The 19,187-nt window shown below is 33.6% G+C and carries 17 protein-coding genes; 6 read left to right on the top strand and 11 right to left on the bottom strand.

Features of this window, described 5'->3' with window-relative positions; translation table 11 throughout:
- Nucleotides 1-28: 28 nt before the first annotated feature.
- From NHE85_RS14645 to NHE85_RS14625, 5 genes are read right to left on the bottom strand one after another with little or no spacing between them, the layout of a single operon-like run.
- Nucleotides 29-1,000 carry a carbon-nitrogen hydrolase family protein gene (locus tag NHE85_RS14645; protein WP_252812891.1) on the bottom strand — a complete coding sequence of 324 codons (972 nt, stop codon included), beginning with the start codon at nt 998-1,000 and terminating at the stop codon, nt 29-31.
- 49 nt (nt 1,001-1,049) lie between these two features.
- Complete coding sequence (locus NHE85_RS14640; RefSeq protein WP_252812890.1) at nt 1,050-1,475, bottom strand: acyl-CoA thioesterase; 426 nt, start codon at nt 1,473-1,475, stop codon at nt 1,050-1,052.
- Nucleotides 1,475-3,091, bottom strand: coding sequence for an AMP-binding protein (locus tag NHE85_RS14635; RefSeq protein ID WP_252812889.1), 1,617 nt, complete (start codon nt 3,089-3,091; stop codon nt 1,475-1,477). Before NHE85_RS14635 ends, NHE85_RS14640 begins: the two co-directional genes overlap by 1 nt.
- A gap of 15 nt (nt 3,092-3,106) precedes the next feature.
- Complete coding sequence (locus NHE85_RS14630; protein WP_252812888.1) at nt 3,107-5,419, bottom strand: FAD-dependent monooxygenase; 2,313 nt, start codon at nt 5,417-5,419, stop codon at nt 3,107-3,109.
- Nucleotides 5,420-5,422: 3 nt separating this feature from the next.
- Nucleotides 5,423-6,034, bottom strand: a complete 612-nt coding sequence (locus NHE85_RS14625; RefSeq protein WP_252812887.1) for a flavin reductase family protein — start codon at nt 6,032-6,034, stop codon at nt 5,423-5,425.
- Nucleotides 6,035-6,415: 381 nt separating this feature from the next.
- On the opposite strand from NHE85_RS14625, the gene acs reads away from it, so the two are divergent.
- From acs to NHE85_RS14610, 3 genes are all read left to right on the top strand, one after another.
- Nucleotides 6,416-8,323: an acetate--CoA ligase gene (gene acs, locus NHE85_RS14620; protein WP_252812886.1), complete on the top strand. Its 1,908-nt coding sequence runs from the start codon at nt 6,416-6,418 to the stop codon at nt 8,321-8,323.
- Nucleotides 8,324-8,391: 68 nt separating this feature from the next.
- Nucleotides 8,392-9,063: a hypothetical protein gene (locus tag NHE85_RS14615; RefSeq protein WP_252812885.1), complete on the top strand. Its 672-nt coding sequence runs from the start codon at nt 8,392-8,394 to the stop codon at nt 9,061-9,063.
- Nucleotides 9,063-9,509 (top strand): DinB family protein, encoded by a 447-nt coding sequence (locus tag NHE85_RS14610; RefSeq protein WP_252812884.1) that lies wholly within the window; start codon nt 9,063-9,065, stop codon nt 9,507-9,509. Before NHE85_RS14615 ends, NHE85_RS14610 begins: the two co-directional genes overlap by 1 nt.
- On the opposite strand, the gene NHE85_RS14605 is transcribed toward NHE85_RS14610, so the two are convergent.
- Together NHE85_RS14605 and NHE85_RS14600 are read right to left on the bottom strand one after the other, a co-directional pair.
- Nucleotides 9,506-10,114, bottom strand: coding sequence for a PolC-type DNA polymerase III (locus tag NHE85_RS14605; protein WP_252812883.1), 609 nt, complete (start codon nt 10,112-10,114; stop codon nt 9,506-9,508). The genes NHE85_RS14610 and NHE85_RS14605 overlap by 4 nt on opposite strands.
- 1 nt (nt 10,115) lies before the next feature.
- Nucleotides 10,116-12,035: a DUF294 nucleotidyltransferase-like domain-containing protein gene (locus tag NHE85_RS14600; RefSeq protein WP_252812882.1), complete on the bottom strand. Its 1,920-nt coding sequence runs from the start codon at nt 12,033-12,035 to the stop codon at nt 10,116-10,118.
- A gap of 147 nt (nt 12,036-12,182) precedes the next feature.
- Here NHE85_RS14600 and NHE85_RS14595 point away from each other — a divergent pair, with 147 nt between their 5' ends.
- Nucleotides 12,183-12,689, top strand: coding sequence for a DUF2911 domain-containing protein (locus tag NHE85_RS14595; RefSeq protein WP_252812881.1), 507 nt, complete (start codon nt 12,183-12,185; stop codon nt 12,687-12,689).
- A 179-nt stretch (nt 12,690-12,868) separates the two neighbouring features.
- Here the strand turns inward: NHE85_RS14595 and NHE85_RS14590 are convergent, their stop codons facing one another.
- Entirely contained in the window at nt 12,869-13,282 is a 414-nt protein-coding gene (locus tag NHE85_RS14590; RefSeq protein WP_252812880.1) for a hypothetical protein, read from the bottom strand.
- 169 nt (nt 13,283-13,451) lie between these two features.
- Between NHE85_RS14590 and nudK the strand changes: the two genes are divergently transcribed.
- Nucleotides 13,452-14,030 (top strand): GDP-mannose pyrophosphatase NudK, encoded by a 579-nt coding sequence (gene nudK / locus NHE85_RS14585; RefSeq protein ID WP_252812879.1) that lies wholly within the window; start codon nt 13,452-13,454, stop codon nt 14,028-14,030.
- Between the two features lie 105 nt (nt 14,031-14,135).
- Nucleotides 14,136-16,442, top strand: a complete 2,307-nt coding sequence (locus NHE85_RS14580) for an acyl-CoA dehydrogenase (protein WP_252812878.1) — start codon at nt 14,136-14,138, stop codon at nt 16,440-16,442.
- Between the two features lie 35 nt (nt 16,443-16,477).
- Here NHE85_RS14580 and NHE85_RS14575 read toward each other — a convergent pair whose 3' ends face one another.
- From NHE85_RS14575 to menA, 3 genes are read right to left on the bottom strand one after another with little or no spacing between them, the layout of a single operon-like run.
- Nucleotides 16,478-17,512 (bottom strand): o-succinylbenzoate synthase, encoded by a 1,035-nt coding sequence (locus tag NHE85_RS14575; RefSeq protein ID WP_252812877.1) that lies wholly within the window; start codon nt 17,510-17,512, stop codon nt 16,478-16,480.
- Between the two features lie 41 nt (nt 17,513-17,553).
- A complete protein-coding gene (locus NHE85_RS14570) occupies nt 17,554-18,231 on the bottom strand; it encodes a metal-dependent hydrolase (protein ID WP_252812876.1) in 678 nt (225 codons plus the stop codon).
- A gap of 33 nt (nt 18,232-18,264) precedes the next feature.
- Nucleotides 18,265-19,167, bottom strand: coding sequence for a 1,4-dihydroxy-2-naphthoate octaprenyltransferase (gene menA, locus NHE85_RS14565; RefSeq protein ID WP_252812875.1), 903 nt, complete (start codon nt 19,165-19,167; stop codon nt 18,265-18,267).
- Nucleotides 19,168-19,187 lie beyond the last annotated feature (20 nt).

Raw genomic sequence — 19,187 nt, 5'->3', positions numbered from 1 at the left:
ATTTCTTTAAATTATTTTATATCAGATGTTATTCTTCAAAATTGTCAGTAAAAGTTATGTTTTTTCTAGGAGCTGTATTTACCCTAAGATCAAAAATATCAAAACGGTTATAGTGCCCTAATATATCATGCATTTGCTTTGGCTGAATGCATTTTGACAGATCAATATCTGCATATACAATGCCTTCTTCATCAATAAGCGGCTCGCCAATTACCGCACCATTCGGACCGATAACACCTGAAAAAGCACTGTTTTTACGTGTAAGTAATTCTTCCGCGTTAGGTACATCCTGCTTCATTATATCAATAATTTCTTTAGTAATTGTAGAACAGGATACTATCGTAAATAGTTTTCCCTCAAAAGAATGTGCGGCTGCCCTAATCTTTATTGCCTCTGCCATATTATAATCGGGAGGAGCTACCGGTAAAGAAATATAATTTGCTATATGAATAAGTTCTCCCTGTGTAAGTAAGGTAAACCTTGCCAGCGTATTAGTATTTTCACCACATGCCAATGTACCAATAGGTCCAATTTCGGTATTATAGACTTTAAGTGATGAACCGTCACCACCTGTCCATGTAAGTTTTTCTGCCCAGGTTGGTACAAGTTTACGGTGCTTACCCACTAAGTTACCTTTACTGTCAATAATAAGATTAGTATTATATAATTCACCAAAGCTTTGTCCCCGCTCATTAACACCTATAACTACATGTGTATTATATTCTTTTGCTGCTTCACAAAGCCTTTCAACTTCAGGGCCCGGAACAGTAATAGAATTTACATAAAGCTGCTCATACCATTTACTTCCCTGCACAGGTGTCATAATCCAGTTCCAATAGGGGTAACCGGCTACAAAAACTTCAGGAAAAGCAACAAGCGAAGCTCCATTAGTAGCTGCTTCTTTAATAATTGCTATAGCTTTATCTACTGTTGCATCAATATTAAGAAATACAGGGGAAGCCTGAACTGCAGCAGCTTTAAATTTTGGTAAATCTAACATTTATATTATTTTATTTTGTTTCTAGATAATTCTTTAAAACAGAAACATATTACTCAGTTTTATATTTTTCAAGAGTAACTCTCATTTCATTAGTAAAAGAGCTGGATTTTATTGCACCTCTGTCATCCAGAAAATCTACTTTTACCAAAGTTACTTCGCCTTCAAGACAGGTAGAGCCATCTTCATGCTCAAACTTAAATCCACAATTCATTGAAGATCCACCAAGGTTTTTTATCCAGAAGTATTTAGTTAATTCATCACCAAGTCGTGCCGCTTTTTTAAACTGAACCTTAAGATCTACAGTAGGTATGCCTCCTGTTTTATGAATATTTTTAAAGGGCATATTTAATGCCTCTTCATAGAAATCTTCAACAAGACAGTTAAGCATCTCTAAAAATCGTGGATAAAATACTATACCCGCATAATCTACATGTTGAAAGCGTACTTTTTCTTTTTTTATAAATGCATTTTCCATTAAGCCTGCAATGTAGTTTTTAATTTAAATCGTTGAATTTTTCCGGTTTCCGTTTTTGGCAGTGAATCCATATATCTTATTTCACGAGGGTATTTGTAAGGAGCAGCAACCTGTTTGAACCAATCCTGAATAGTCTTTGTAAATTCTTCACAGGCTTTATCTTTATTTTTTAATACTATATAAGCACATACCAGCATTCCCCTGTTTTCGTCAGGCAGGCCGACAACAGCACATTCTGCTATTTCGTCATGTGTTAGTAATACACTTTCAACTTCTATTGCTGCAATATTATAACCTGATGATATAATCATATCGTCACCACGTGCCACGAACCAAAAATAACCATCTTCATCTTTACGGAAAACATCTCCGGTAATATTCCAGCCGTTTTCAACGTATTCTTTTTGTTTTTCAGGGCTATTGAGATATTTACAGCCAGTTATACCGCGTACTGCTAGTCTTCCGGGTGTATTATCAGGCACTTCATTACCCTTTTTATCTACTATTTTTGCTTCATAACCGCGTATAGCTTTACCTGTGGCTCCTTTACGCATATTTTCTTCATTAGATGATATAAAGATATGTAATATCTCTGTCGAGCCAATTCCGTCAATTATTTTTAAACCTGTAGCTTCATACCAGTCCTCCCAAACTTTTACAGGTAATGTTTCTCCGGCAGATACACATTTGCGCAACGAAGAAACATCAAACTCATTAACTTTAGTTGTCAGTACCCTCCATGCAGTAGGGGCGGTAAAACATATAGTTACTTTAAACTCCTCTATAGCCTGTAGTAATAATTCAGGTGTAGGTTTTTCTATAAGAAAGGTAGATGCTCCAAAATAAAATGGAAATAAAACCAAACCACCTAATCCAAAAGTAAAACCAAGAGGAGGGCTACCAGTAAATACATCGTTCTGAGTTGGTTGCAAAGAGTATTTAGGAAATGCCTCGCATATAAGCAGAATGTCTTTATGATAGTGCGATGTCATTTTAGGTTTACCCGTTGTACCTGATGTAAACCCTATAATTGATAATGAATCCGATTTAGTCGGGTAATTATTAAATATTTTAGGTTTATTGCTCATTAAGGTTTCAAGCTTTGATATACCTTGCCCTGTTCCATCAAAAGTAATAACATGTTTTAGAAAAGGAGATTTTACTTCCATCATGGCATCTTCGAGCCTATAATCGCAGAACACATGTGATATTTCTGCACTTTCAATCATTATACTTAGTTCCTTCTCACGAAGTAAAGGCATAGTAGCAACGACAATACCGCCCGCTTTTAAAATACCAAACCAGCAGGCAACATACATTGGATTATTAGCCGAACGTATTAAAACCCTATTGCCCGGTTTAAAATTCAGGTTTTCCGTCAGCACGTGAGCTATTTGATTGGTTTTCTCATATAGATCATTAAATGTCCATGAACTTTCAAAAGTACGAATAGCAATTCTGTTACCGTTTCCTTCGGCAATGTGCCTGTCTAAAAGCCTTTCTACACAATTTAAGTTTTCAGGAAACTCAAAATCAGGATGTCCTGTAAAACATTCAGCCTGCAAAGAGGAATGCGGCAGATGATCGTGTGCAAAATTATCTTCGTAATGTTTCATCACTTAACTGTGTTATTACTTTTTATGCGTTAGCGGTTTTAAAGCTTTTTTCATGCCTTCCATAACTTTGCGCTCGCCGCCTTTATAAGGATACAAATGGGAAACGGCTGACATATATGGTTTTGGAATACCTAAAGAATCTAAGTTCTCAGCATTGAATTGTTCATATGCTTGTGCATTGCGAACAAAAGCAGAATCAAGCAGTAATATTTTACCAAGAGCCACTAAATCGGCTCGTCCATTTAATAAAATAGTATTTATCTGGTCTATATCCTGTATGTATCCTGCAGTAATAGTTGGGATATGTACTTCATTGCGAATCATGTCAGAAAATGGTGTTTGCCACATTCTCCCAACTGCGGGTTTTTGATTTTCTACTGTCAATCCTGTAGATACATTAATAATATCGGCTCCAGCAGCTTTAAATGCTGTGGCTATTTTAATAACATCTTCTTCAGTTATTCCGTTTTCTGCCCAGTCCGATGCCGAGATACGTACACTCATGGGCTTTTCGTGTGGAAAAACGTCGCGCATAGCTTTAAATACAGAAATTGGAAATTTTAATCTGTTTTCAATACTACCTCCAAATTCATCAGTGCGAATATTTGTTAAAGGTGATAGAAAAGACGCTAAAAGGAAACCATGATGTGCTTGTAACTCTATCATATCAAAACCTGCTTTTTCTGCATTTTTTGCAGCATTTACAAACTCTCCCTTAATAATAGTCATATCCTCAATAGTCATTTCATGAGGAATACCCATTTTTTCGTTAAAAGAAATAGGGGAGGCTGATAGTAAACCCCAGGCATTATCAATAGGTTCGTTATTTCCTTCCCAAGGCATTTTTACGGCACCTTTTCTTCCCGAATGCCCTATTTGCACACCGATTTTAGAAGTACTTTTTTTGTGAATAAATGTTATTATTTTTCTCCATTTAGAGACCTGTTTATCAGACCATATACCCGGGCATCCTAAAGTAATTCTTCCAGTAGGTGATATTGCTGTGGCTTCAGTTAAAATAAGTCCTACACCACCTGTTGCCCTCGATCCGTAATGCATCAGATGCCAGTCATTTACCAAGCCATCTTTTGCAGAGTATTGCTCCATAGGACTCATTATAATACGATTATCCAATGTCATTCCTCTTAAATTAAAAGGAGTAAAAGCTGCGGACGTTTTAGTTTTGTTTATACCTTCACATGTATTGAATTCAGCCAATACTTTTTCTGTAAACGAAGGATCCCTTAACGAAAGATTTTCAAAAGTTACTTTTTTAGCCCTCGTCATAACACTAAACGCAAATTTCATAAAATCATGTTGTATGTGCCTGTCCATATGCTCAAACCAGTCTAAAGATACGTTTGCAGCATGCTGAATCATCTCAACACGATTGCGCCTTAGTTTCTCATAGTTTTCAAAAACTGATTTTACATCCGTTTTATATTTTATAACCGAATCTGCTAAGGCAATAGCACATTCCATAGCCAGTTTTGTTCCTGACCCAATAGAGTAGTGGGCAGTAGCTTTTGCATCTCCCAATAACACAATGTTATCTTTATACCATTTATTATTTGTAACTGCAGGGAATTGTCTCCAGTGTGAACGGTTAGAAATTAAACCATGCCCGTCAAGCTCTTCCTTGAATATCTCCGATAGTTTATTTATAGTATCTTCTTCATCTGTAGTATTAAATCCTGCTTTTTTCCAAGTTTCATCTGTAGTTTCAAAAATCCATGTGCTCATTCCTTCTTCATATTGATAGGTATGGGCTACAAAAGTTCCGTACGGTGTAGTTCTGAAAAAATAGGTAAAGGCATCAAGAGGACGTGTAGAGCCCATCCATACAAAACGATTGCTTTTTAGTTCAGTTTTTGTACCGAAATCATTTGAAAATTTGTCACGGATAGCGCTGTTTATTCCATCCGCAGCCACTATAATGTCAGAGTCTGAAAACTGCCTCAGGTCATCAATATTAGCTTCAAAGTGAAGGTTTACGCCTTCTTCAAGGCAACGCTGCTGTAATAGTTGTAGTAATGTTTTTCGTGAGCATCCGCAAAATCCATTTCCCGTTATACGTACCTTTTCTCCATCGCGGGCAACATCAAGCTCATCCCAATACGCAAATTTCGTACGTATAAGCTCATATGATTGTGGGTCTCTGGTAAGAAATTCACTCAGGGTTTCATCAGAAAACACAACTCCAAAACCAAATGAATCATCTGCACGGTTGCGTTCGTATATACTTATATTACAATCAGGCATAGCCTTCTTTAAAAGAATGGAAAAGTATAATCCACCAGGGCCTCCGCCTATTACTGTTACTTTCATTATTTATATAAAAGGTCTTTTAATTGAAAAAATTTCTCCCAGTTTTGCATAGTTAGCGCCGGCAAGCCGTGCTACAGGCCTGTATGCATCCTGATTGATTTTATAATTATCTAAAAGAATTGAGTCATCTACATGAAACATTACTATGCGCCCTATCATTATTGTAGCTCCACCATCCTGATGCCCTTCCAGGCTATAATGATGTACAAGTTCACATTCAAATGAGACCGGACTTTCTTTTACTCTTGGTGCAGCCACAATATCTGATGCCAATGGCGTTACACCTGCAAATTCAAATTCGTTGCTATCAGGAGGTAAATTAACCGATGTGGCATTCATAGCATCAACAAGATCTTCAGTAGCCATGTTTACTACAAACTGCTTTGTTGCCAGTACATTATTAAGTGTATCCTTATTAGTATTTCCGCTTCGGACAGTTGAAAACATTATATGTGGAGGATCTTCTCCAACTGCATTAAAAAATGAAAAAGGCGCCAGATTAGGAAGTCCTGATTCACTGATACTCGATACCCAGCCGATAGGGCGTGGTATAACAGTACCTGTTAATATTTTATATATATCTTTCTGGCTTGTATTTGCCGGATCTATTTTCATGAATTAAGAATAATGATTACTGCAAATAAAAGAAATTTTAACCATGAAATTTTAAACTTTTTCATTATAAAATTCAATCATCCTGATTATTTTTAAAATAAAGTTACAAAAAACCCTTATTTTCAGTCTTATATATAAATGATTTAAATTTTATGATTTGACAAAAAACAGAATATAAAATTACATATAATTCAAAAATATAAAGAAATTAAATTTTGATGAAATTTAGATTTATAATTATCTGAAATTCTGCAATTACACATAATATTCTCTTATTAAAAATAAAGAAATTATTAATTAATTTGCCCTAAATTACTTTATAAAATAATTTTAGGATTGTATATTTACGCAACATAGATAAGAATTAAAACACTGCACAGAATGAGTTACTATCAGGTAAAAAGTTTAGAACAATACTTTAAACATTATAATAAATCTATACGTGAACCACGTAAATTTTGGGATAAAATTGCAGATGAAAACTTTACCTGGTACCAAAAATGGGATAAGGTAGTAGAATTTGATATGCAGGAAGCCGAAGTAAAATGGTTTATTAACTCAAAAGTTAATATTACCAAAAACTGTATTGACAGGCATTTGGCAAAAAGAGGAACAAAAACAGCTATTATTTTTGAACCTAATAATCCTGATGAAGAAGCTGTGCATATTACTTATAATGAGTTATATGAGCGTGTTTCTAAAATGGCTAATGTTTTACGTGATAAAGGCATTAAAAAAGGAGACAGAGTATGTATTTATCTTCCCATGATACCTGAACTTGCTATTGCTGTTTTAGCCTGTGCCAGGATAGGAGCTATACATTCTGTGATCTTTGCAGGTTTTTCTGCATCTGCCGTAACTACCAGAATTAATGATTCCGGATGCAAAATGGTTATAACCTCCGATGGTGGCTACCGAGGCAGTAAAACAATAGAACTAAAAAGCATTATTGATGAAGCTCTTCAGAAATCTCCGTGTGTAGAAACTGTTCTGGTTGTAAAAAGAACAAATACGAAAGTAAATATGCAGGAAGGCCGCGATTTATGGCTGCAACCATTACTTGACGAAGCATTACCTAATAATGTTGCTGAAATTATGGATGCTGAAGACCCTTTATTTATTCTTTATACATCGGGTTCTACAGGAAAACCTAAAGGTATGCTTCATACTACAGCCGGTTATATGGTATATACAGCTTATACCTTCAAAAACATATTCGCTTACGAAGAAAATGACATTTACTGGTGTACAGCTGATATCGGTTGGATTACAGGACATTCGTATATTTTATATGGGCCTTTACTTAACGGAGCTACAACTGTAATTTTTGAGGGTGTTCCTTCTTATCCTGATTTTGGCCGTTTTTGGGAAGTTATTGATAAGCATAATATTACACAGTTTTATACTGCACCAACAGCAATACGCTCATTAGCGAAAGAGAACTGGGAATGGGTAGATAAGCATGACCTGTCTTCTTTAAAGGTTATTGGATCTGTAGGTGAGCCTATAAATGAAGAAGCATGGCACTGGTATAATGATCATGTTGGTAAGAAAAAATCTCCGATTGTTGATACATGGTGGCAGACTGAAACTGGTGGAATAATGATATCGCCTATACCCTTTGTAACACCTACAAAGCCAACATATGCAACTTTACCATTACCGGGTATTCAACCTGTTCTTATGGATGAGCTTCGCAATGAAATTGAAGGCAATCAGGTTGTAGGAAGCCTGTGTATAAAATTCCCCTGGCCGGGAATGGCAAGAACAATATGGGGAGATCATCAGCGCTTTAAAGAAACTTACTTTTCAGCCTATCCCGGTAAATACTTTACAGGAGATGGCGCTTTAAGAGACGAAGTAGGGTATTACAGAATAACAGGAAGGGTAGATGATGTTGTTATTGTTTCCGGACATAATTTAGGTACAGCTCCTATTGAAGATGCCATAAATGAACACCCTGCAGTTGCAGAATCGGCTATTGTAGGTTTTCCACACGATGTTAAAGGTAATGCTCTTTATGGCTTTATTATACTTAAAGAATCAGGAGAAGGCCGTGACAGGGAAAATCTTAAAAAAGAAATTAATGAGCATATTTCCAGTCATATTGGTCCAATTGCAAAACTTGATAAGATCCAGTTTGTTTCCGGATTGCCTAAAACGCGATCAGGAAAAATTATGCGTAGAATATTAAGAAAAATAGCCGAAGGAGATTTTTCTAATTTTGGTGATACTACCACCTTATTAAATCCTGAAATAGTTGAAGAAATAAAAAATGAAAAAGTTTAATATCTTTAAAATAAAAAAGAGCGGCATTTAGCCGCTTTTTTTTATTTTTAACATTGAAATTATTATCTATGATTAGAAAATTACTACTAATTTATTTATTATTTCAAATTTCAGTGAATTTTGCCCAGCAGAGTTATGAATTTGATTATGTGCTTCAGTATAATATCTCAAAGCAGGGGAGTAGTGGCATACTTCAGGATTTCTACACACGGTATGATTTCATAAACTCTAAAGACAATAGCTATATACTAACTGTTTATGACAGTAAAGAAAAAATAAATATGCAGCTTATGCTGGATACCGGAAAAGTATATATTGGCGACATTATAAGAGAGGACTTTTTTGTAGAAGCAATTAGTTTAAAGTGTCCAAAAAGCTGGTATAAAAACAATAGTGATTATGAAAATTTGAAAGATTTTCAGGTTATTAATAATAAAGACACTCTTATTAATACAGAAGTATTTAAAAGATATACTGTACTACCTCTAAATAAGAAAGAGATTAAAAAGTTTAATCTTAGTCCTACATACTATATTATCGATAACAAATATAATTTTAATTTTCCTGTAGTAACGCCGGCAAATGTGTTATACAGGAAATGGAAAAAAGGAGAGAAACTTCCTAATGGCGTTATTAAGGAAATATACCAAAATACTAAAGACGGTAAAAAGGTTATTCTTCAACTTGCAGAATGTATGCCTACTAGAAAACTGATATTAATTGATGATAAATGTAAATAATGGAAGACTTTTTTAAAGAACTTATTGAATATACTCATATACACAACGATAAGGTTATCGATTCTTTAATGTCTGTAAATTTTCCTCCGGAAAAATCTATACGCCTCATTAATCATACTCTGAATGCTCATGAGATATGGAATTCACGCATTACCAAAGAATATGCAGAAGTAGGAGTATGGGATATAAGAGATTTGAATAATTTGAAAGAAATCAACCGTTTAAATTATATAAATTCTCTTTCTATTATAGAGACTTCAGATTTTAATACTATTATAAACTATAAAAACAGTAAAGGAATACATTTTATTAATACTATACGTGACATATTATTTCATATAGTCAATCATTCTACCTATCATAGAGGTCAGATTGCAACTGATTGTAAAATAAACGAGATAACTCCTTTAGTGACAGATTATATTTTTTACAAAAGAGAAATTTAATCCTGAATGCCAAGTTTGCTTTTAAGTTTTAAAAAAATAAAAGATGTAATGTAAGCATTACCGGCTGCTGTATGCCTTTCATTTTTTTTAATTTTAAGCGCATCACATATTTCATCGAGTGAAAACAGTGAATCATCTGGTAAATCTTTCCATTTCTGATACAATACATTTGTATCCATAAATCTGTTCTTTAACCTTCCTAAGTCAAGCCGCTTTAGTGCCTGGTTTAACATTTCTATATCGGGATTAATATTATGGCCAACCAAAACGGAATCTTTAATAAAATTAAGAAATTGTATTATAGCTTCTGCTTCAACAACTTTTTCTACGGTGTTTTTAATAATTCCTGTTTTTGTACCTGGCTGCAGGGTAGTACTTTCCTGTAATAGATTGAGTTCTAAATAATCACCTACATCAATTGCATTTTTAGTAACACTAATTGCTCCAATAGATAAAATAACGTCTTCTTTCCAGTCCTGTCCGCTGGTTTCAATATCAAAAATAACATAGCGTTTTAATTTAGTTTCATTATCATCATCGAATAATAAAACGTAATTTTTCCAAAATTGAGGAAGAGTATTTCCTGTTAACCAGTCAAATGCCATTTTAGTTAATATATGTTATTGGAAAACGATTTTTTACTATATCATGTAAATCGTTTAAAGGTTCAAAACAATTTTTAAGTTTTACTTTATCGGATTTTGACAGATCATTTAGATTGATATATCTCCCGTCAGAATCATTTATTAATCCTTCTTCTGTTCTAAAACGCATTAAAGTATTAAATGCTTCGGCACAATCTTCATATAACTCCGTGTTTTTAGGCTCAAGCTCTGCAAGTTTTTTAAAGCGATGATATGTATTTGTTATTTCAAATAAATTATGGCTTAATGCCAGTACTCTAGCAGCATCTATATAGGGCTCTAAAGCCCTGCTTTTTATATCAAAGCTATCCTTATGTTCACCTTCACTTTCTAAAACAAAATTTCTGAAAAACCCTAAAGGCTGTGGATTTCTAAGAGTGTCGGCAGCCATATATCCGAAGAATTTTTTATTATGATCCATGTTATTTCTAATACTTAAAACTAAAGTATCTTCTATTTCAGGTGCGCCATATATAAAATCAAAATCAAAAAAAGTTGTACTAAGTTCAACCCCTTTTTCAGCAGGTGTATTTATCCATGTATTATATTGTTTGATCCATCCTGATAGAGATTTACACCATAAAGAGTTGCTTGCTAAAAGTCCGGCAGGAGAGGGTTCATAACCCACTTTTTCAAGAAATTCATTTACCATTTCAGCTAATTCCATAAAATAAGACTTTATGTCTTCATATTGCTCAGGTTCAACATCTTCAAAAATAAGTGCATTATTCTGATCTGTTTTAAGTAACTGCTCTTTGCGCCCCTGGCTGCCTATATTAACCCATGTAAAACGCACAGGGGGAGGTATTCCGATTTTTTCGACAGAAAGCTCTATAGCTCTTCTGGTAAGTTCAATATTAATTTCTGCAACTATATTAGATATATGAGATACAGGAATATTGGTATCTATAGAATTTTGAATAAGATCGGATAATTTCTCTCTTACATATTTAAGTTCTTTTGCACTTCCAGCTCTTCTGGTCTGTTTTAAAAGTATTCCCGGCGTATTAGATTGCGCAGCAATAACGTCATGCTCACTTATAATGCCGCTTATTATAGATTTATTACTTCCATCCTGTGTCACACAAAGATGCCCTACACCGTGCTTAAGCATAACCATTTGTGCTTCTGCAACAGATATGTTTTCAGGTACGGTAATTACAGGACTTGTCATTATCGTACGGGCATCTATATCTAAAGGATATTGTCCTGTAGCAACTTTAACGCGCAGGTCTCTGTCTGTAATAATTCCTATAGGTAATTTATTTTCCTGTATTATCACACTCCCTATAGAACTATTAGCCATGGTTTTGGCAATAAATTTTAGTATATCATCAGGATTTGCAGTAATAGGATTTTTAGTATATTTTATTGGCTGATAATACTGTATATCTGCCACCTGCTCATTAAAAAGAATATTTTGAGATATCAATATTCCCTGACGTTCTTTATCAAATGGATTTCTTGTTTGGGAAGCAAAACTCTGAAGCAGAAAATCAAGGACAGCCTGTTTTTGAAATATATAAGGTTTGAAAACAGCAATAGGTATAGCATAGATTATTGATTCTTCTCTTGCCTTTGCAGTCATTAAATAATCATCTTTGGCAAAAAAAGGTCTTAACCCAAGTATATCACCTTCATCACATTTGTCAATTAAAGTTTCCTCTGCATCAGATGTAATTGACAGCCCGATAGTTCCACTTTTTACTACATAGAAATCTTCATGAGTTGTGCTTCCTCCTTTGAACAATAACTGGTTTTTATCGAGGTATAAAATTTTTGATTGTTCTGCTATATTTAATAAATCAGAAATATCCAGTGTCTGGAAAGGAGGGAAGTGCTTTAAAAAATCTACAATACTTTGAGCTACAATGTTTTTCATATAGTTAAAATGGAACTTAAAAGTAATGTTTTTTGAGTATTAAAAAAAGTGAAATGTTGACTGCAAAAACCTAAAGGTTTGTTAAAATTTAATTAGAATCATTTTCTTATATAAATTTACGACATCAAAATTAAATAAATTATTACAATGAAATTTACTACAAAAATTGCAACGCTGCTTATAGCGTTATTATTTACAAGTGTAACAATTGCACAGGATAAAAAACCTGCAAGCCCACCAGCAACAGCAAAGGGAACCATAAATGGTGCAAATATTACAATAAACTATAGCAGCCCTTTTGTAAAAGGAAGAGGCATATGGGGAGAACTTGTTCCTTATGGAAAGATTTGGAGGGCAGGCGCAAATGCACCAACAACCTTTGAAACTGATAAAGCTATTAAGGTTGAAGGCAAAGAATTACCGGCCGGTAAATATGCGCTTTACATTATACCTGAAAAAGGAAATGCAACGGTAATTTTTGGAAGTGATCCTAAAATGAGTGTTTTTAATTATGATGACAAGAAAGATTTTTTAAGAGTTAATGTAAAAACAAAAAAATCTGAAAAGATGAACGAGAGCCTTGTTTATACAGTTGGGAAAAATAATGTTACGTTAAGCTGGGAAAATTTAGATATACCGGTTTCAGTTAAATAAATCTTTATTTTTTAGAATTTAAAACACATTGCTTTAAAAGGGCAGTGTGTTTTTATTTTATATAGACTTTATAATATTGGTTAACTTAACTATTTATTATTTTACATAATATAAATTATAGTTCAAATATCATTCAAATAAAAGCGGGATAAAACCCGCTAATTATTTGATATTTAAGTCTATTTTTTAACTTCACCTGTATAAACGAATTTGTCTGCCTGATATACAGTAACCTGGTAAACTCCATCTTTTCTTTTATTCATTGCATACCCAAATACAGTTTTGTTAGGAAATCGTATATAATAAGTTTGCTCAACAAATGTTGTCGCCGGTTTTTTTATTATAAATCTAAACTCACCATCAGGCATTATCATTAAAGTGAATTTATCCGTTTCTGCACTTGTATATTCTAGTTGGCTTCCCACATAATGTTCTGTAACATTTTCAGGCAAATCAGGAAAGTCTTTAAATGAATTAGATTTTTTTAAAATCGAATATAATTCAAAATTCTTTATAGACAACGGTACAGATTTATCTTGCGCATTCATTGTAAAAGCAGACACCAGCATAAAGCAAATAAGTAGTTTTTTCATTTTAATTTTTTATCAGATTAATAAATGTAAATATAAAGAGTTTTAATAATTCATCCCTATAAAAAGTTCACTTTCAATATTATTTTACATAATATTACTCAAAATAATTGCATTATTTTCGTACTTTCATAGCTTAGTTTGCGTTTTAATATCATAATTAAATATCTATATGCCCGAGAAAATAAAAATAGAATCAACTACCTTATTATCTGATAATTGGGGAAAACTTACTAAAGTAAAATATAAGTATAAATTAGATGAAAATTCTGTACAGGTTCAGGAACGTGAAGTTTATGACAGAGGTAATGGAGCGGTAATTTTGTTATATAACCAGGAAAAGCAAACCGTAATTCTTACTAAGCAATTTCGTTTACCTACCTGGCTTAATGGAAACTCTGATGGAATTATGATTGAAGCCTGTGCCGGGATGCTTGATGAAAATGATCAGGAAGCATGTATTCGTAAAGAAACTGAAGAAGAAACAGGCTATACACTTTCTGAAGTTCGTAAAATAATGGAGGTTTATATGTCACCTGGTTCTGTTACTGAAATACTTTATTTTTTTGTAGCAGCTTATACTGAAAATATGAAAACCAGTACCGGTGGCGGTTTAGATAAAGAGCAGGAAAATATTGAAGTGATTGAGTTAATGTTTCCTGAAGCTATGAAAATGATAGAAACCGGAGAAATTAAAGATGCTAAAACTATTATGCTCTTACAATATGCTAAAATAAATAATCTGTTATAATAGTTTAAATAACAATTATGGTGTAAGATTCGATTTTAGTTTAACAATATTTTTAATGGCTATTGTAAGTAATTGCATATTTTTAAGGTTCTAAAACCCTTATATATGGACATTACTTTTAACAATAATCCAAAACTCAGCATATTAATACCAATATTTTATTTGGCCTGGCAGGATGATTTTTTGAATAAAAGAGAATTTGATTCAATTAACAATTTTATTAATAATCAGGATTGGTTTACAAAAGCGGAAAAAGAATTTTTAAAGACTAAAATTGACTATACCTCCCCTCCTAGCCGTTCTGAATTATTTCATTGGCAGGAAAAAATCGATAATGTATTCAAAAAACACCCTAAACCTGCTAATCTTACTGAATTAGGTATTTTAATTGCAAATGAAGAGCGATTAGCTCTAACCGATGAGGATATAAAAAGACTAGCCGGGCCTTTTGCTGAAATGGAATCTGAACTGGGTATTATGAGTAAAGAGATCCTGTCCGGATTTAACCCTAACAGAAACACTATTACTCATAAATACAAAACACAACAAAGCTTTGATGTTGATTTAATGACTCACTTACTTGATGGAGATCAGGCTAAAGTAATAAATGAAATTAAAGCACTAATAAGTACACCTGAATTTAAAATGGATATTCCTGCTGATATGATGGAATATCGTGAAAAAGTTTATGAGTGGAGTAAATTATTAGCCCAACATGGACTTGGAGCTTATGCATATCCAAAAGAACATGGCGGTAAAGGTGATATAGAAGGATATTTTTCAATTATGGAAACCCTGAGCTATCATGATCTAAGCCTCGTAATTAAATTTGGTGTGCAATTTGGACTTTGGGGTATGAGCATACTTTCTTTAGGAACTGAAAAACACTATAAAAAATATCTTAAAGATATTGCTTCACTTAAGCTTCCCGGAGGTTTTGCAATGACTGAAACCCATCATGGATCTAACGTAAAAGGAGTAAAAACCACTGCTGTTTATAACCATGATGAAAGAACATTCATAATAAATACGCCTGAAAAATACGACCGTAAAGAATATATAGGTAATACAGCCAACCACGGCGAAATGGTTACTGTTTTTGCTAAACTGATTATTAATAATAAAGATTACGGTGTTAATGCCTTCATTGTTCCTATCAGAGATAGCAATAAGAATATATTGGAAGGTGTTACTATAGGAGATTGTGGTCCAAAAATGGGACTGAACGGAGTAGATAACGGTATAATTACATTTAAAAATGTAGTTATACCTTATGAGAATATGCTTGACCGATTTGCTCAGGTAAATGAAAACGGAGAATTTGAAAGCCCTATTCCCAGCGATAACAGAAGATTTTTTACGATGCTGGGTACATTAGTTGGAGGAAGAATTGGTATACCCCGTTCTGCACTTGCTGCCGCTAAAACCGGACTTACTATAGCTATAAAATATGGCGATAAACGCAGACAATTTGGTCCTGAAGATGGTATGGAAGTGCCTATTCTTAACTATAGAATGCATCAGCTCAGACTTATGCCTTATTTAGCAAATGCCTATGCAATTCATTTTGGTTTGCAATATCTTACTAAAAGATTTGTAAACAGGACTGAAGATCAGATGCAGGAAATAGAAGCATTGGCTGCAGGAATGAAGTCATATTCTACATGGAATACCAGAGATACTTTACAGGAATGCCGTGAAGCATGTGGCGGTAAAGGTTATTTAAGTGAAAATCGTATTGATGACCTAAAAAATGATACTGAAATTTATACAACTTTTGAAGGTGATAATACTGTATTAATGCAGCTTACCGCCAAAAACCGATTAGGAGAATTTCGTAAACAATTCGGTGAAATGAACGTATCAAGTATTTTTAATTATGTGCTTAACCAGGCTAAGACCTCAATAACCGAAAAAAATCCTTTTGCAACCAGAAATACTGATGAACAGCATTTGAAAGATAAAAATTTTCATTTGCATGCATTTCAATACAGGGAAAAAGAAATTGTTAGTTCTGCTGCAAGAAGGTTTAAAAAACTGGTGGATGATGGCCTTGATACTTTCGATGCTGCTAATGTAATGCATCCTCACATGATACAAATTTCAGATAGTTATCTTGACCGTGTGTTTTTAGAACAATTTCAGGCTAAACTTGCAACAGTTAATGATACCGGTGTTAAAGAAGTATTAGATAAGCTATATAATTTATTTGCCTTAAATAAAATAGCAGAACATAAAGCCTGGTATTTAGAGCAAGGTTATATGGAAGGTGTTAAAACAAAAGCAATACGCAAGCTGGTTAGCCAGCTATGCTGGGAAATTCGACAAGATGCAGTTCCGTTAACAGATGCGTTTAATATACCTGAAAGCTGCCTCGCCGCAATTATTACAAATAAATCAGGAGAAGCATAAAATAAGAAAGCCGCTAAAATTAGCGGCTTTCTTATTTAAATATTTACTATCCAGTCTAAATTGGTATTATAATTTAAATGCCCTTGCTTAACTTCCAGTGGAGATTCAAAATTATTAGTATATAATGCACCCGTACCTAAGCCCTGCGGCATTGGATTATTCTGTAAAAAAGTCCACTGAGCAATGGCATTTAGGCCAATATTACTCTCAAGTGCCGATGTTATCCACCAGTTAATCCCTAATTTTTCAGCAATATCGATCCATTCTTTACATCCATGGTATCCCCCTATTAAGCTAGGTTTTAAAATTATATATTGCGGCATAATTTCTTTGAGCAAAATATCTTTATTTTCATAACCAAATACACCTATTAATTCTTCATCAAGTGCAATTGGCAAAGGCGTAGTCTGACACAGGTCTGCCATTACTTTAATTTGTCCTTGCTTAATAGGCTGCTCAATACTATGTAATTCATATTTAGATAATTGAAATAACTTATCTAAAGCATTATCTTTAGTAAAAGCTCCATTAGCATCAACACGTATTTCTATTTCTTCAGAAGAAAAATGTTGCCTTATAAAATCCAGAAGATCCAGCTCTTTTTGAAAATCTATAGCGCCGATTTTTAATTTAATACAATTAAAACCCTGTTGTAGTTTTTCTTCAATTTGCTGCTTCATATATTCCTGCTCTCCCATCCAAACCAAGCCGTTTATTGGTATTTGTTCTTCTCCTTCTGTAAAAGCAGATGGAAATAACAAATATGGTGAATCTGATCTAAGCGACTGAAAAGCCATTTCTATCCCGAATTGAATTGAAGGAAACTCTATCAATTCGTTCCAAAGTACTTCTTCGCCCAAATTTATATTTTCACACATCCATTTTAGCTTTTCTTCATATTCAGGGCGGTCATCAATACTTAGTGAACGTAATATCCCACACTCCCCTATCCCCTTCTTATATCCATCTTCAAGAATAATAAACCAGGTCTCTTTTTGAGTGAGTATCCCCCGCGAAGTACCGCTGGGACGTTTAAAATCGAGAATATATTTTTTACAAGTAGCTTTCATGTAATAAATTAATCACTATATACATCGTGAATAATTGAAAATTATAATTCTAAAGAACCGCCTACCTCAAGTAACATAAGGTCTTTACCTTTATTAAAGAATTTTTTTATGGCATCATCATGGTTAATTTTTATATAACCGAAAGTGTCATAATGGTATCCCAGAATTTTATCACAATCCAGAAAATCAGAAGCTATTATGGCATCTTCAACATCCATTGTGAAATTACTTCCTATTGGCAATATTGCCAGATCCAGCTTTGTTCGCATTGGTATAAGTTTCATATCAAAGGTAACAGCAGTATCTCCTGCAATATAAATGTTTTTATGTTCGCCTTCAATAACAAACCCTCCCTGATTTCCTCCATAAGTGCCATCCGGGAAAGAACTTGAATGATGGGCTACTACATATTTTACTTTGCCAAAATCAAAACTCCAGCTGCCACCATGATTCATTGGATGGACTTTGAAACCTTTTTTCTCATAATAGTTTGTAATTTCAGCATTTGATACAATTACTGCCCCTGTATTGTTTGCAATAGCATCAACATCAAGAATATGATCGCCATGAGCATGGGTAATAAATATATAATCTGCCTTTAATTGCATAATGTCGATATGCTTTGCAAGTTCATTTGCAGTAATAAAGGGATCTACTATAATATGCTTGCCTCCCACTTCTATGCCAAGGCTGGCATGACCGTAAAATGTGATTTTCATAATGTATGTTTTTATTTGTTGAATGTATAAAAATTAAAACTGCAATACTATACAAAGCAATACCGAAAGAAAGAAAGTACCCAATGCTACCTTTTTCAGTTCAGGGTCCAGTTCTTTAGGTATTTTATTTTTTGCTACTGTTTTTATATGCATGATAAAAGGTACATAAGCTATAAGAAATATATACTGTAAAGGTTTGAAATTTAAAAAAACAGCAAAAAGCAATGTTAAGAGCAATGCTGTTATAATGATAGTATAATGATATATTTTAGCATTTTGGCCACCTATTTTTACTACTAAAGTATTTTTCCCGGACATAGCATCTGATATCTGGTCCCTCATATTATTAAGGTTAAGTACTGCAACACTTAGCAAACCAATGGTAATGGCGGGCATAACAATTAATCCATTAAGTTGTTTTGCGAAAAGAAAATAACATCCTAAAACGCTTACCAGGCCAAAAAATATAAATACAAATAAATCTCCTAACCCTTTGTATCCATAAGCCGAATTACCTACAGTATATTTTATAGCAGCAGTTATAGCGGCCAGCCCTAAAATGAAAAAGAACAATGAATATACAAAGTTATCACTTCCAAATGCTATGTAAATAAGAATTATTGCTGACGCCAAAGTTAAAAGTGACGTTATAATAATTCCCTTTTTCATGGCTTTTACTGTTATTGCTCCGCTTTGAATAGCTCTTTGCGGACCTATCCTATTCTCATTATCAGTACCTTTTACTCCATCACCATAATCATTTGCAAAATTAGAGAGTACCTGCAATCCAAGAGTAGTTAACAACGCAAATCCTAAAATCCCATAATTTATTAAACCTTGCGAAAAGGCATAAAAACTTCCTACTAATATTCCGGAAACGGATAAGGGCAGTGTTCTTAAACGTGCGGCTTTAAGCCATGCTTTTGTATTTGACATTTTATATTTAAATTCTTAGT

Source organism: Flavobacterium sp. NRK1 (genome assembly GCF_024054175.1).
GTDB lineage: Bacteria > Bacteroidota > Bacteroidia > Flavobacteriales > Flavobacteriaceae > Flavobacterium.
Note: the sequence above shows the minus strand (reverse complement) of the source record. Positions and strands in the feature narration are given on the sequence as shown.